This is a genomic window from Azospirillum endophyticum (assembly GCF_016595245.1).
In the GTDB taxonomy this organism is placed as follows: Bacteria; Pseudomonadota; Alphaproteobacteria; order Azospirillales; family Azospirillaceae; genus Azospirillum; species Azospirillum endophyticum.
The window spans coordinates 71,951-86,251 of sequence record NZ_JAENHM010000060.1; the positions used below are offsets into that span (position 1 = coordinate 71,951).

At 68.1% G+C, this 14,301-nt stretch carries 13 protein-coding genes; 11 read left to right on the forward strand and 2 right to left on the reverse strand.

Features of this window, described 5'->3' with window-relative positions:
* Positions 1–23 precede the first annotated feature (23 nt).
* Genes JHL17_RS21650 through deoA form a run of 6 tightly spaced genes read left to right on the forward strand, consistent with a single transcriptional unit; the run spans position 24 to position 5,564 of the window.
* Positions 24–1,166: an ABC transporter permease subunit gene (locus JHL17_RS21650; RefSeq protein WP_200196740.1), complete on the forward strand. Its 1,143-nt coding sequence runs from the start codon at positions 24–26 to the stop codon at positions 1,164–1,166.
* Positions 1,167–1,169: 3 nt separating this feature from the next.
* Complete coding sequence (locus JHL17_RS21655; protein WP_200196322.1) at positions 1,170–2,144, forward strand: ABC transporter permease; 975 nt, start codon at positions 1,170–1,172, stop codon at positions 2,142–2,144.
* Positions 2,145–2,148: 4 nt separating this feature from the next.
* Positions 2,149–2,568, forward strand: a complete 420-nt coding sequence (gene cdd / locus JHL17_RS21660) for a cytidine deaminase (RefSeq protein WP_200196323.1) — start codon at positions 2,149–2,151, stop codon at positions 2,566–2,568.
* Positions 2,569–2,583: 15 nt separating this feature from the next.
* Positions 2,584–3,417: a purine-nucleoside phosphorylase gene (locus JHL17_RS21665; protein WP_200196325.1), complete on the forward strand. Its 834-nt coding sequence runs from the start codon at positions 2,584–2,586 to the stop codon at positions 3,415–3,417.
* Positions 3,414–4,241: a deoxyribose-phosphate aldolase gene (deoC, locus tag JHL17_RS21670; protein ID WP_200196327.1), complete on the forward strand. Its 828-nt coding sequence runs from the start codon at positions 3,414–3,416 to the stop codon at positions 4,239–4,241. Before JHL17_RS21665 ends, deoC begins: the two co-directional genes overlap by 4 nt.
* 3 nt (positions 4,242–4,244) lie before the next feature.
* Positions 4,245–5,564 (forward strand): thymidine phosphorylase, encoded by a 1,320-nt coding sequence (deoA, locus tag JHL17_RS21675; RefSeq protein ID WP_200196329.1) that lies wholly within the window; start codon positions 4,245–4,247, stop codon positions 5,562–5,564.
* A gap of 174 nt (positions 5,565–5,738) precedes the next feature.
* Here the strand turns inward: deoA and JHL17_RS21680 are convergent, their stop codons facing one another.
* Positions 5,739–6,863 (reverse strand): nicotinate phosphoribosyltransferase, encoded by a 1,125-nt coding sequence (locus JHL17_RS21680; RefSeq protein WP_200196741.1) that lies wholly within the window; start codon positions 6,861–6,863, stop codon positions 5,739–5,741.
* Between the two features lie 464 nt (positions 6,864–7,327).
* Here JHL17_RS21680 and JHL17_RS21685 point away from each other — a divergent pair, with 464 nt between their 5' ends.
* The 4 genes from JHL17_RS21685 to JHL17_RS21700 all read left to right on the forward strand — a co-directional run bounded on the left by JHL17_RS21685 (position 7,328) and on the right by JHL17_RS21700 (position 11,183).
* Positions 7,328–7,828: a flagellar basal body-associated FliL family protein gene (locus tag JHL17_RS21685; RefSeq protein WP_200196331.1), complete on the forward strand. Its 501-nt coding sequence runs from the start codon at positions 7,328–7,330 to the stop codon at positions 7,826–7,828.
* 104 nt (positions 7,829–7,932) lie between these two features.
* Complete coding sequence (gene gor, locus JHL17_RS21690) at positions 7,933–9,300, forward strand: glutathione-disulfide reductase (RefSeq protein WP_200196333.1); 1,368 nt, start codon at positions 7,933–7,935, stop codon at positions 9,298–9,300.
* Positions 9,301–9,477: 177 nt separating this feature from the next.
* Positions 9,478–9,960 carry a hypothetical protein gene (locus JHL17_RS21695; protein WP_200196335.1) on the forward strand — a complete coding sequence of 161 codons (483 nt, stop codon included), beginning with the start codon at positions 9,478–9,480 and terminating at the stop codon, positions 9,958–9,960.
* 320 nt (positions 9,961–10,280) lie between these two features.
* A complete protein-coding gene (locus tag JHL17_RS21700) occupies positions 10,281–11,183 on the forward strand; it encodes a manganese catalase family protein (protein WP_200196337.1) in 903 nt (300 codons plus the stop codon).
* 54 nt (positions 11,184–11,237) lie between these two features.
* Here the strand turns inward: JHL17_RS21700 and JHL17_RS21705 are convergent, their stop codons facing one another.
* Entirely contained in the window at positions 11,238–12,599 is a 1,362-nt protein-coding gene (locus tag JHL17_RS21705; protein ID WP_345773854.1) for an AmpG family muropeptide MFS transporter, read from the reverse strand.
* A gap of 293 nt (positions 12,600–12,892) precedes the next feature.
* On the opposite strand from JHL17_RS21705, the gene JHL17_RS21710 reads away from it, so the two are divergent.
* Positions 12,893–14,284, forward strand: coding sequence for a class II 3-deoxy-7-phosphoheptulonate synthase (locus JHL17_RS21710; protein ID WP_200196341.1), 1,392 nt, complete (start codon positions 12,893–12,895; stop codon positions 14,282–14,284).
* Positions 14,285–14,301: the final 17 nt, after the last annotated feature.

Here is a 14,301-nt window from a genome sequence, read left to right on the forward strand (position 1 = left end):
GCGGGGCAATCCAGGAGACGCCGGTGCTGCTGAGCGGGTCGGGGAAGGGTCAGCCGGGCGCCGTGCCGGGCTGGGTCGGGTATGCGCTGCTGCCGGTTCTCAACCTCCTCGCCGCCTTCGTGCTGTCGGGGCTGGTGATCCTGGTGATCGGCGAGAACCCGGTGGACGTGCTGTCGCTGCTGCTGTCGGAGGCTCTGGGATACCCGGAGGCCATCGGCTACACCCTCTATTACACCACCGACTACATCTTCACCGGGCTGGCGGTGGCCATCGCCTTCCATTGCGGGCTGTTCAACATCGGCGGCGAGGGGCAGGCCTATCTGGGCGGGCTCGGCGCCGGACTGGTGGCGCTGGCGCTGACCGGCTGGCCCTGGCCGGTGGTGGCGCTGCTGGCAGTGCTGGCGTCGGCCCTGTTCGGCGCCGCCTGGGCCTTCATCCCGGCCTGGCTGCAGGCCAAGCGCGGCAGCCACATCGTCATCACGACGATCATGTTCAACTTCATCGCCGCGTCGATCATGACCTGGCTGCTGGTGGACGTGCTGATCCGCCCGGGCAGCCAGTCGCCCGAGACCCGCGAGTTCGATCCCGGCGTCTGGCTGCCGTCGATGGACCGGGCGCTCGGCTGGTTCGGCATCACGATCCCGGCCTCGCCGCTGAACCTGTCCTTCCTGTGGGCGCTGGCCTGCTGCCTGCTGTTCCATGTCTTCCTGCGCCGGACCCGCTGGGGCTACGAGCTGCGCACCGTCGGCCGGAACGAGCGGGCGGCGGTCTATGCCGGCATCTCGCCGGCACGGAACATCGTCGTCGCCATGCTGATCTCCGGCGCGCTCGCCGGCTTCGTCGGGGTCAACGAAATCCTCGGCGTGCAGCACCGGGTGATCCTGAACTTCACCGGCGGCGTCGGCTTCGTCGGCATCGCCGTGGCTCTGATGGGGCGCAACCACCCGGTCGGAATCATTCTGGCGGCCTTGCTGTTCGGGGTCCTGGCCCAGGGCGGCGGCCAGCTGTCCTTCGAATATCCGACGATCAACCGCGAACTGGTGATGGTCATCCAGGGGCTGGTCATCCTGTTCGCCGGTGCCATGGAAAACCTGTTCAAGCCGCAGGTCGAGGCTCTGTTCCGCCGCCGCGGCACAGTCGCGGCCAGCAATGCGGGGAGGGGCTGAGCGATGGAGGATGCGCTTCTTCTGGCGCTGCAGCTGCTGAGCGCCACCATCCGCGTGGCGACGCCGCTGGTGCTGGCCGCCTTCGCCGGCCTGTATTGCGAACGGGCCGGCGTGGTCGACATCGGGCTGGAAGGCAAGATGCTGGCCGGCGCCTTCTTCTCCGCCGCCGTCGCGTCCGCCACGCTGAACCCCTGGCTCGGGCTGCTGGCCGGCATCGCCGCCGGGGTGGCGCTGGCGCTGGTCCACGGCTTCGCCTGCATCACCCACAACGGCAACCAGGTGGTGTCGGGCATGGCGATCAACATCCTGGTCGCCGGGCTGGCGCCGACGCTGGCCTATGCCTGGTTCCAGCAGGGCGGCCAGACCCCGCTCCTGCCCGCCCAGGCCCGCATCCCCGCCGTCGAACTGCCGGGGGTGGAGGCGCTGGCCGGCATCCCCGTCCTCGGGCCGATCTATCGCGAGTTGTTCGACGGCAACAACGTGCTGATCTGGGTGACGCTGGTCCTGGTGGTAGCCACCCAGTGGGTGCTCTACCGCTCCCGCTTCGGGCTGCGGCTGCGGGCGGTCGGTGAAAACCCGGCGGCGGTCGACACCGCCGGCCTGTCGGTGGCGAAACTGCGCTATCAGGCCCTGCTGGTGACCGGCGTGCTGACGGGCATGGCGGGCTCCTACCTGTCGACCGGCCATGGCGCCGGCTTCGTCCGCGACATGACCGCCGGCAAGGGCTATCTGGCGCTGGCGGCGCTGATCTTCGGCAAATGGCGGCCGGGACCGACGCTGTTCGCCTGCCTGCTGTTCGCCTTCACCGATGCGGTGCAGGTCCGCCTCCAGGGGGTGGTGCTGCCCGGCATCGGCGTCATCCCGGTGCAGTTCATCCAGATGCTGCCCTATGTGCTGACCGTCCTGCTGCTGGCCGGCTTCGTCGGCAAGGCCGTCGCCCCGAAGGCGAGCGGCATCCCCTACGTCAAGGAACGCTGAGGCCATGGCCGACACACCCGAGCTTGCGCAACTGATCGAAGCGGCCCGCGCCGCCCGCGAGAACGCCCACGCTCCCTATTCCAGCTTCAGGGTGGGCGCCGCCATCCTCGGTGACTCGGGCCGCATCTTCGCCGGCTGCAATGTGGAGAACGCGGCCTACCCGCAAGGGCAGTGCGCGGAGGCGACCGCCATCGGCGCCATGGTCACCGCCGGCGACCGCCGCATCCGCGCCATCGTCGTGATGGGTGGCGAGGCGGGAGCCGAAGAGATCTGCACCCCCTGCGGCGGCTGCCGCCAGCGCATCCGCGAGTTCGCGGCGCCGGAGACGCCGATCCACATCTGCGACCCGGCCGGCCTGCGGCGGAGCTTTTCGCTGGAGACGCTGTTGCCCGAATCGTTCGGCCCGACCAATTTAGCCTTCTGAGCGGAGTTCCCCGACATGACCGCAGCCCGCGCCGCCGCGGACATCCTCCATCGCGCTCCCGGCCATCGGCCGCGGGTCGGCATCGTGCTGGGCTCCGGCCTGGGCGGGATCGCCGACCGCATCGCCGACTCCGTTCCCATCCCCTACACCGACATCGCCGGTTTCCCGATCCCCAGCGTGTCCGGCCACGCCGGACGGCTGGTGGTCGGGAAGCTCGGCGGCGTCGAGGTAGCCTGCATGCAGGGCCGAGTCCATGCCTATGAGGGCAACGGCTTCGATGCGCTGAAGACCGCGGTGCGGGCGCTGAAGCTGGCCGGCTGCGACACGCTGGTGCTGACCGCCGCGGTGGGCTCGCTGCGGCTGGAGGTCGGGCCGGGCCGGCTGATGGCGATCACCGACCATCTGAACCTGCTGGGCGCCAACCCGCTGACCGGCCCGAACGACGAGGCCTTCGGCGAGCGCTTCCCCAGCATGACCGACGCCTGGGACCCGGCGCTGCGCAGCCTGCTGAAGGAGGTGGCGGCGAGCCTCGCCATCGACCTGGCGGAAGGCGTCTATGCCGCCTATCCCGGACCGTCCTTCGAGACGCCGGCCGAGGTGCGGATGATGAAGCTGCTCGGTGCCGACGCCGTCGGCATGTCCACCGTTCCGGAATGCATCGTCGCGCGCCATTGCGGCCTGCGGGTCGTCGGCTGCGCGGTCGTCACCAACCTGGGGGTCGGGCTCGGCGACGGGCCGGTCGACCATCACCAGACCCTGACCGCCGCATCGGCGGCAGCCGCCGACCTGGAACGCCTGCTGGTCGGTTTCCTCGAACGCCTTCACGAAAAGGACGGGTCCCGGTCATGAAACTGTCTGCCGACCTGCAAAGCGCGCTGGACGCCAGCGCCAACGCCCCGTCCGACGCCGATCTGGCACGTCGGGCCGTGGGCATGCTCGACCTCACCAGCCTGAACGGCGACGACAGCGACCGGGTGGTGGAGGATCTCTGCGCCCGCGCCGTCACCCCGGTGGGACCGGTCGCCGCAGTCTGCGTCTGGCCGCGCTTCGTCCCCACCGCGCGCAAGGCGCTGGACGGCACGCCGGTGAAGATCGCCACCGTGGTGAATTTCCCGACCGGCGAGGCGGACGCGGCCTCGGTGGCGGCGGAGACCCGGCGGGCCATCGCCGACGGGGCCGACGAGATCGACGTCGTGCTTCCCTACAAGGCCTTCATCGACGGCGCCCGCACCCAGCCGATCAATGTGGTGAAGGCCTGCCGCGAGGCCTGCGGCGACAAGGCCCTGATGAAGGTGATCCTGGAATCCGGCGCCTTCCCCGACGCCGACCTGCTGGCCTGGGCGGCGCGCGACGCCATCGCCGCCGGGGCCGACTTCCTGAAGACCTCCACCGGCAAGACCCAGCCGGCCGCGACCCTGCCGGCGGCGGCGGTGATGCTCGACAGCATCTATGAATCGGGCAAGCCGGTCGGCTTCAAGGCGTCCGGCGGCATCCGCGACGCGGCGGAGGCCGCACGTTACCTGGCGCTGGCCGACCACATCCTGGGGGATGGCTGGGCGACGCCGCAGACCTTCCGCTTCGGCGCCTCAAGCCTGCTCGACGCGCTGCTGGCGTCGGCCGGGCACGGCGAGCGGGAAGGCGAACGCGAACCGGCCCCGGCGGGAGGCTACTGAGGCATGCTCCCGCAGGAGATCGTCCGTGCCAAGCGCGACGGCCAACCGCTGGACGCCGCCACCATCCAGGACTTCGTCCGCGGAATCACCGACGGCCGCGTGTCCGAAGCCCAGGCCTCGGCCTTCGCCATGGCCGTCTTCTTCCGCGGCATGAGCCTGGACGAGCGGGTGGCGCTGACCCGTGCCATGCGCGATTCCGGCACGGTGATGGAGTGGCGGTCGCTGGACCTGCCCGGTCCGGTGATCGACAAGCATTCGACCGGCGGCGTCGGCGACAAGGTCAGCCTGATCCTGGCGCCGATGCTGACAGCCTGCGGCGGCTTCGTGCCGATGGTATCGGGACGCGGCCTCGGCCACACCGGCGGCACGCTCGACAAGTTCGAGAGCATCCCCGGCTATCGTGCGAAGCCGGACAACGACCTGCTGCGCCGGGTGGTGAAGGAGGTCGGCTGCGCCGTGATCGGCGCCACCGACGACATCGCCCCGGCCGACAAGCGGCTCTACGCCATCCGCGACGTGACGGCCACGGTCGAATCGCTCGACCTCATCACCGCCTCGATCCTGTCGAAGAAGCTGGCCGCAGGGCTGGATGCGCTGGTGATGGACGTGAAGTTCGGCAGCGGCGCCTTCATGCAGCGCTTCGAGGACGCCGAAGCGCTGGCCGACAGCATCGTCACCGTGTCGAAGGGCGCCGGCCTGCCGGCGGTGGCCCTGCTGACCGACATGAACGAGGTGCTGGGGCACAGCGCCGGCAACGCGCTGGAGATGCGCGAATGCCTCGCCATCCTGCGCGGCGAGCCGGCCGAACCGCGGCTCTACGAGGTGACCGCGGCCTTGGCGGCGGAATTGCTGGCGCTGAGCGGGCTGGCGCCGGACGCCGCCGCCGGCCGGGCCATGGCTGACCGCTCCATCGCCAGCGGCGCGGCGGCGGAGCGCTTCGCCCGCATGGTGGCGGCGCTCGGCGGACCTGCCGACCTGCTGGAGCAGCCGGACCGCCATCTGGAGCGCGCGCCCATCGTCCGCCCCGTGTTCTCCGACCATGCCGGAGTCGTCGGCGCCATCGACACCCGCGGCGTCGGCATGGCGGTGGTGGCGCTGGGTGGCGGCCGGACCAGGACGACCGATGCCATCGACTTCGCCGTCGGCTTCGACGAGGTCGCCGGGCTGGGCGATGCGGTGGGACCGGGCGAACGTCCGCTGGCGATCCTGCACGCCCGTACGGAAGAGCGGGCAGCCGAGGCGGAGCGCCGCCTGCTCGCCTCGGTCACGGTGACCGACACCGCACCGGTGCGCGGGCGGCTGATCGCGAAGCGTTTGGGGTGAGAGATAACGCCCTCTCCCGCCCCGGGAGAGGGAGGGGACCCGCCGAGGGCGGGGAGGGTGAGGGGCTATCCGAACATGGACTTGATCCTTGGATCACCCCTCACCCTTCCCAAGCTGCGCTTGGGCCCCTTCCCTCTCCCGGGGCGGGAGAGGGAGAATTCTCGTTCGGGACGGCTACCGCCGGAACAGGAATTCGCGGCCGACCTTCACGCGGCGTTCGCCGTCATACTCGATGATGTCGGCCGTCGCGTAGGTCTCGGTCCAGCGTTCGGGCAGGTAGCTGCCGGTGCCGATCACGTCGACCGGCGCGTCGGCTTCCGCCATCAGGCGGCATTTGGCCGGGCCGAAGCCGCTGCTGGCGACGATCTTCACCGCCGGGAATCCCGCTTCGTCCAACCTTTCACGCACATAGTGGATCGCGGCGGCCGATACCCCGGTGCCGATCAGGTAGCGGAGCTGGGTCTCGTCGCGATAGCCACGGATGGCATGCGGGGCGTGGCGCTCCAGCACGGCATAGGAACCGGGCGGGTCCAGCCCCTCGACGAAGCGGCCGCCGGGGGTGTCGAGCCGCAGCGCCAGCTTGCCTTCCGCGGCCAGCTGCGGGAAGCGGCGGCAGACCTCCAACCCGTCGGTGATCTCGCGGCCGAAATAATCGACCAGCACGGTCAGGGACAGCTCGGGGAAGGTCTCGTGGAACATCTCCGCCGCACGCACGGTCGAGCCGGCATAGCCGATCAGGGCATGCGGCATGGTGCCCATGCCCTTGGCCTGCCCGAAATAGGGAGCGGTGGCGTCGGTGGCGTTGCCGATGAAGCCCTTGGCACCGACCTTGCGCCTGGCGCGGTCGGACCCGACGGACGCGGCATAGGCCATCATCTCCGCCATCTCCGTCCCGGCGCAGTGGCGGGCGTCCATGGCGAGGAAGGCGACCTTCGGCAGGTCGGCGCACATGGTGAAGGCGTTGTAGGCGGCGACGCTGGCCGGCCCCAGCTTCTGCAGCAGGATCGTCTCGCAATCGACCAGATGGTAGAAGGAGCCGGTGATGTACATGATCGGCTCGCCGGCACCGACCCATTTTCCCTCGGGATAGTTCAACTCGATCTGGAAACTAGTGTTGCGCTCGCGCGCCACCGCCTCCAGCCACTCCACCGCCAGCCTGGGGGCGCAGACCACCGGGCGGCGCATGAAGATGGCATAGGTGACGGTCTTGTCGCCGAACTTGCCCACCGCTTCCTTGGTCCGGCGGAAATAGGTGTCCGTCCAGTCGGGGACAGCGGACGAGGATGGGTGGAGGGCCATCGGCCCGTTGCCGGCCGGCCGACCGCCTTCTGACCGGCCGCCAGCCGACCGGTTATCGCTGTCGCTCATACCCGTCACCCTCGCCTTCCGCCTCCGTCTGCGCATGTGTCTGCGCATGGCCGTGCAATGCTTCGTCATGGATGGCCGGGCCGCCGAACAGGCGGCCGGCCAGTTGTGGTGGAATTCCAGCATTATACGCCCAAGGGGAGCGGGGGAAGAGGCTTGCCGCCCCGTCGACCGGCAGCGGATGGCTGCATTGCGTTTTCCGTCTGGGCGCCCTGCGCCCGTCATCATGCGGATGACGCGAATTCTCCTGAAAATCATCGCCGCGACGCCGCAGTCGTTCGCCTCACATCCTTCAACAATCAGAGGAAAAACCAGATAAAATACCTTTATTTGACCTACCACTTCCGCGCTTCTAAAGTTCCCGCACCGACTAGGCGGCAACACTCCAGCAGGGCGGCATGAGCAAGTCATCAATGTCCGCCGGCTCCGAGCGGAACACCCTGCCCTCCTTCGACGGGACCGGCAACAGGATCGTTCTGGCGTTGCTGGGACTGATGATCGCCTTTGCCGGCGCCGGGGCCGGCGGCGCGCTGTTGTTGCGTCCGGCTCCCGCCCAAGGCGCCTACGCCCCTCCCCGGATCGCGGCGGCATCGGCTCCGGCCGTCTACGCCGCCTTGCCGACCCTGACCGTCACGCTGAACGACGGCCGTCGTCTGCAGGAGCTGCGCCTGCGGGCGGTCCTGGAATTCGATCCGGCGACCCCGCTGGAAACGGTCACGCCTCACCTGCCGCACATCGCCGACGCCATCAGCCGGCGCCTGCTGGAGGTCGATCCCGCCGAACTGCGCGGGGCGGAAGGGCCGGCCTATATCAAGGACGCCCTGCGCTACGTCGCCAACAAGACCATGCGGCCGCTGAAGCTTCGACAAGTGCTGATCCAGGACATGCTGCTGCGCTGACGGCGCGCTTCCCAATACCCGCCTCGACCCCATATCCTTTCGGACCGCGATCATTCGTGGAAACCTCTCTTGAGATATGGGTCCAGTTGCGGAAGGAGACGGCCTTGGCCGAGTTCGATTTCGACCTCTTCACCATCGGGGCGGGGTCCGGGGGTGTCGCCGCCAGCCGGCGTGCCGCGTCCTACGGCGCCAAGGTCGCGATCTGCGAGGGCAGCCGCGTCGGCGGCACCTGCGTGATCCGCGGCTGCGTGCCGAAGAAGCTTCTGGTCTATGCCGCCCAGTTCCGCGATGGCTTCGAGGATTCGGCCGGTTATGGCTGGAGCGCGCCCATGCCGTCCTTCGACTGGGAAACGCTGATCGCGCGCAAGGATAGCGAGATCGACCGGCTGAACGGCATCTACATCACCATGCTGAAGAACTCCGGCGTCACCCTCTTCGAGGGGTTCGGCCGGATCATCGACCGCCACACGGTGGAGGTCGACGGCAAGCGCTACACCGCCCGCAACATCCTGATCGCCACCGGCGGCTGGCCGTCGCTGCCGCCGATCGAGGGGATCGAGCATGCCGCGACCTCCAACGAGGCGCTGCACCTGGAGACGCTGCCCCATTCCGTGCTGATCATCGGCGGCGGCTACATCGCCGTCGAGTTCGCCAGCATCTTCCGCGGGCTGGGCGCGGACGTGACGCTGATGATCCGCGGCGATGATCTGCTGAACGGGTTCGACGACGATATCCGCGTGGCCCTGGCGCAGGAGATGCGCAAGCGCGGCATCACCATCATCTCGCGCTGCAAGCCGGCGAAGCTGATCAAGGGTGCCGGCGGCTATACGCTGACCGACCATTTGGGCCGCGAGCATTCGGCCGGCCTCGTGATGGCCGCCACCGGCCGCAGCCCGAACACGAAGAATCTCGGGCTGGAAGAGGTCGGCATCACCCTGAGCGGCTCCGGCGCGATCCCGGTCGACGAATGGTCGCGCACATCCGTCAACAACATCTACGCCATCGGCGACGTCACCGACCGCATGGCGCTGACCCCCATCGCCATCGCCGAGGGACGGGCGCTGGCCGAAACGCTGTTCAACGACAACCCGATGCACATCGGCTACGACAACGTGCCGACCGCGGTGTTCTCGCTGCCGCCGCTCGGCACCGTCGGTCTGACCGAGATGCAGGCCCGCGCCGAATACCCGCAGGTCGACATCTACAAGGCCGGCTTCCGTCCGATGAAGCACACGCTGTCCGGGCGGGACGAACGGGTGCTGATGAAGCTGGTGGTGGACGGCGCAAGCCAGCGCGTGCTGGGCTGCCACATGATGGGCATGGACGCGCCGGAGATGATGCAGTCGATGGCGATCGCGCTGAATTGCGGTGCCACCAAGCGCGACTTCGACCGCACCATCGCGCTTCACCCCTCGACCGCCGAGGAATTCGTCCTGATGCGGGAGAAGGCGGAGCCGGAAAAGACGATCTGAACGACCGGCCTTTCCCCACGCGACAACGGCAGGAGTTCCACAACGGGTCCAGGAGCGGAGTCTTCCGCTCCTGGACCCGTTGATTTCCACGCCTCGGACCTGAAAACCCTGGATTTATCTCGATTGCAGTACATACCATAGTGGTACGAACAATTTTCCTAGGAAATGACCCCAAACATGCGCGGAATTTTTGCAGCGGCCGTCTGTCTCGCGGCGGTTACCTCGGTCGGCACCGCCCACGCCCAGACCAAGATCGGCGTTTGGGACGTCAAGATCGATAAGGACTGCGCCATCAGCCAGGAATGGAAGACCGATTCGAAGGACACTGCCGGCATCATCCTGGCCTATACCAGCAAAGGCCAGGCCATGGTGCTGATGTTCAGTGACTCCGCCTGGAAGCTCAAGGAAAAGGAAGATCTCAACATCTCCTTGTCGGTCGACAAGAAATGGGGCGACAAGGTTCCTGGTGCCGCCATCGACAAGACGATGGCCGTCGTCGGCATCCCGGCCACCTCCAAGGCGATCGAAGCCCTGATGAACGGCCGTGAACTCTACATGGAAATCGACGGCAAGGGCGACGACTACGCCTACACCTATTACCTGGACGATACCCGCAAGGCGATCTCCGCGTTGGAAGCCTGCCGGGCGCAAGCTCAGTAACGGCTTACGGCCGGGAGGGCGGGAGTATCCGTACGGCGCCATGCCGGGGTGGATGCGCCCGCCCAACCGCCGAGCCCTACACGGAAGGCGATCCCTCCCGTCAGCGTTACGATCCGTCCGTCATAGCACTCCGAAACAGGCATTTTCTCTGGAACGCTTCTAAAGATCCTGGGTTAAGGACACCAGAGCGATCCGGAACGGCCTGTCCTGCCGGCTCCTGCATCCTGCGCGGCGACCGCCACGAAACGGCTTGGTCCCGGTCGCTCCGATCCGCGGCCCCCCCGCAAAGCGGGCCATCTGAGGCAGGAGGAGTCCCTCGCATGTTCATGCATAATAAAAAGCTCATGTACACGGTTCGCGTGTCGGAGCCGAATCCAGTGCTCGCCAGCCTGATGCTTGAGCAGTTCGGCGGCCCGCAGGGCGAACTGGCCGCGGCCATGCGCTACTTCACCCAGGGTCTGGCCGACGAGGATCCCGGTCGCAAGGACATGCTGATCGATATCGCGACGGAAGAGCTGAGCCACCTGGAGATCATCGGTTCGATCGTCGCCATGCTGACCAAGGGGGCGAAGGGCAAGCTGGCCGAGGGAGCGGAGGAGACCGCCGATCTCTACGCCAACATCACCCAGGGCAACGGCAGCCACACCCTGTCGCTGCTGTATGGCGGCGGCCCGGCCCTGGTGAACTCGGCCGGTCAGCTGTGGACGGGCGGCTACATCGACAGCATCGGCGACCCGACGGCCGACCTGCGCTCCAACGTCGCCGCCGAGGCGCGCGCCAAGATCATCTACGAGCGCCTGATCAACGTTACCAATGATCCGGGCGTGAAGGATGCGCTGGGCTTCCTGATGACCCGCGAGATCGCCCACCAGAAGAGCTTCGAGAAGGCGCTCTACGCCATCGACAACAACTTCCCGCCGGGCAAGCTGCCGGGCAAGCCGGAATACACCGACAAGTACTACAACACGAGCCAGGGCGAAGGCGACATGCGCGGGCCCTGGAACCAGGGCGCCCAGTGGGAGTTCGTGGACGTCAAGATGGGCGACGCCCCGGTCAACGGCGGCGACGGCAACCCGACGGTCAAGCTCGCCGCCTCCGAACTGGCGGCCGTCAACGCCGTGGCCGCCCGCACCATGTCGAAGCCCGATTCCGATCCGATCACCGGCGCCGACCTGGGCGCCGGACCGGGCGCCGGCAAGACCAAGTCGACGACCAAGGGCTGATCCGCCAAGACCTGAAGCTCCTTCGGCGAAGCCGTCCCCGTCCAGCCATGCCGATCACTGGGCGGGGACGGCGGCTCCCTCGCGGCGGTGCAGGCCCATCAGCCAGACCAGCAGGCACAGCGCCGGTACGGCGCCGGCCATCGACAGCAGGAAGAAGCTGACCCAGTCCATCCGCTCCGCCAGCCAGCCGGACGAGGCGCCGAACAGGTCGCCGCCCAGCTTGTAGAGGCTGGAGAGCAGCGCATATTGCGTCGCGGTATAGGCGACGTTGCACAGGCTGGAGAGATAGGCGACGAAGGCCGAGGTCGCTATGCCGGCACAGACATTCTCGACCGCCACGGTCACCGCCAGCATCGACACGTCGTTGCCGCTCCAGGCCAGGAAGACATAGCCGGCATTCGACACCATCTGCAGGATGCCGCCGATCATCAGGCCGCGCAGGACCCCGACCTTGCCGACCAGCAGGCCGCCCAGCAGGCCGCCGGCGATCGTCGCCCATAGCCCGAACAGCTTGCTGACGGTGGCGATCTCCGCCTTGGTGAACCCAAGGCTGATATAGAAGGTGGAGGACATCTGGCCGGCCAGCACCTCCCCCAGCTTGTAGCTGGCGATGAAGGCCAGGATCAGCATCCAGCCGCGCCGCTCCATGAACTGGGCGAAGGGCGCCACCACGGCACCGTAGATCCAGGCGAGCACCACCGCGCTGCGTCCCGACAGATGCGGCCGATGCGCCAGCCATTCGGCGATCAGCCGCTCGCGGGCGCTCGGCGGCGGCTCCTTCGGCTCGCGGCACAGCAGGATGGTCGCCATGCCGACCAGCACCAGCCCCGCCATCACCTCGTAAGCCGTGCGCCAGCCGTAGAACTCGGCGACGTAGAGGGCGCCCGCCCCTGCCGCCATCATGCCGAAGCGATAGCCCAGCACCAGCACCGCGGCGCCGGCCGCCTGCTGATGCTCTTCCAGCACCTCGACGCGATAGGCATCGACGACGATGTCCTGGCTGGCCGAGCAGAAGGCGACCAGCACCGCGCACAGCGCCGTCCACCACAGATCCCGCCCCGGATCGGTGGTTCCCAGCCCCAGCAATGCCGCGATCAGCGCCACCTGCGCCGTCAGCGCCCAGCCGCGCCGCCGCCCGAACAGCCGCGTCATCCCCGGCAGCCGCAGCCGGTCGATCAGCGGCGCCCACAGGAATTTCAGCGCATAGGGCATGGTGACCAGGGCGAACAGCCCGATGTTGGTCCTGCTGACGCCCTGCTCGGTCAGCCAGACATTCAGCGTGGCGCCGGTCAGCGCCAGCGGCAGCCCTTCGGAAAAGCCCAGGAACAGGATCGCCAGCACGCGCGGGTCGCGGTAGACCGCCAGGGCCTGCCCCCAGGAGGACAGGCGCGTTGCCCGCCAGGATGTCGCTTTCACCGGGGAGGCTCCTCTCTCGGGCATGGTCGGTCGCCCCCGATGTATAAAGGCCGCGGGCATCCGCCGCCAGCAGCCCATACGCATCGGGGACGACGCGAATTTCCTTTCATCTGAAATCACCCCCGGTGGCGGACGGCCTATCCCGACGGCACAGCATTGCCGGGACGCGGGTCGAAACTGTGGAAAAGTTACCGCGAGTCGCGCTATAGAGTACCTCCCACGGGTCTCGCCGCCGGTCGTTCGCCGCCCGCCCGGCCCCCGTTCCGCAATCGTCAAGGAAGAGCAGGCGCGTCATGGTCGAGCGTTGGACACCCGCCAGTTGGAGGACGAAACCGGCGAAGCAGTTGCCGACTTATCCCGACCAGTCGAAGGTCGAGGCGGTCGAACAGCGCCTGTCCTCCTATCCGCCGCTCGTCTTCGCCGGCGAGGCCCGCCGGCTGAAGGCCAAGCTGGCCGACGCCGCCGCCGGCCAGGCCTTCCTGCTGCAGGGCGGCGACTGCGCCGAGAGCTTCGCCGAATTCCATCCCAACAACATCCGCGACACCTTCCGCGTCCTGCTGCAGATGGCCGTGGTGCTGACCTTCGGCGCCTCGATCCCGGTCATCAAGGTCGGTCGCATGGCCGGCCAGTTCGCCAAGCCGCGGTCTGCCGACATGGAGACGATCGACGGGGTGGACCTGCCGTCCTACCGCGGCGACATCGTCAACGGCTTCGACTTCACCAGCGACGCCCGCGTTCCCGATCCGGAACGCATGATGCAGGCCTATACCCAGGCCGCCGCGACGCTGAACCTGCTGCGCGCCTTCGCCCAGGGCGGCTATGCCGACCTGCACAAGGTCCATCAGTGGACGCTGAGCTTCGTCGAGAAGTCGCCGGCCGGCGAGCATTTCCAGGAGCTGGCCACCCGCCTCGACGAGACGCTGGCCTTCATGGCCGCCTGCGGCATCACCGCGGAGACGACGCCGCAGATCCGCGAGACCGATTTCTTCACCAGCCACGAGGCGCTGCTGCTGCCGTTCGAGCAGGCGCTGACCCGCATCGACAGCACCACCGGCGACTGGTACGACGTGTCGGCCCACATGCTGTGGATCGGCGACCGCACCCGCCAGCCCGACGGTGCCCATGTCGAGTTCCTGCGCGGGGTGAAGAACCCCATCGGCCTGAAATGCGGTCCGACCACCGACCCGGACGAGCTGATCCGCCTGATCGACATCCTGAATCCGGCCAACGAGGCCGGGCGCCTGACGCTGATCGTGCGCATGGGCTCCGACAAGGTGGCGGAGAAGTTCCCGCCGCTGCTGCGCAAGGTCCAGCGCGAAGGCCGCACCGTGGTGTGGTCCTGCGACCCGATGCACGGCAACACGATCAAGTCGACCACCGGCTACAAGACCCGCCCGGTGGAGCGCGTGCTGGCCGAGGCCAGAGGCTTCTTCGAGGTGCATCAGGCCGAAGGCACCCATGCCGGCGGCGTGCATTTCGAACTGACCGGCCAGGACGTGACGGAGTGCACCGGCGGCGCCCAGGCGATCACCGACCACAACCTGGCGCTCCGCTACCACACCGCCTGCGATCCGCGCCTGAACGCCAGCCAATCGCTGGAACTCGCCTTCCTGCTGTCGGAAAAGCTGAAGGAAGGCCGCCAGTCCCGCGAGGCCCGGCGCCGCGCGGCGGTGGCTGCCGAATAGGCGTCCCTCGGAAAATC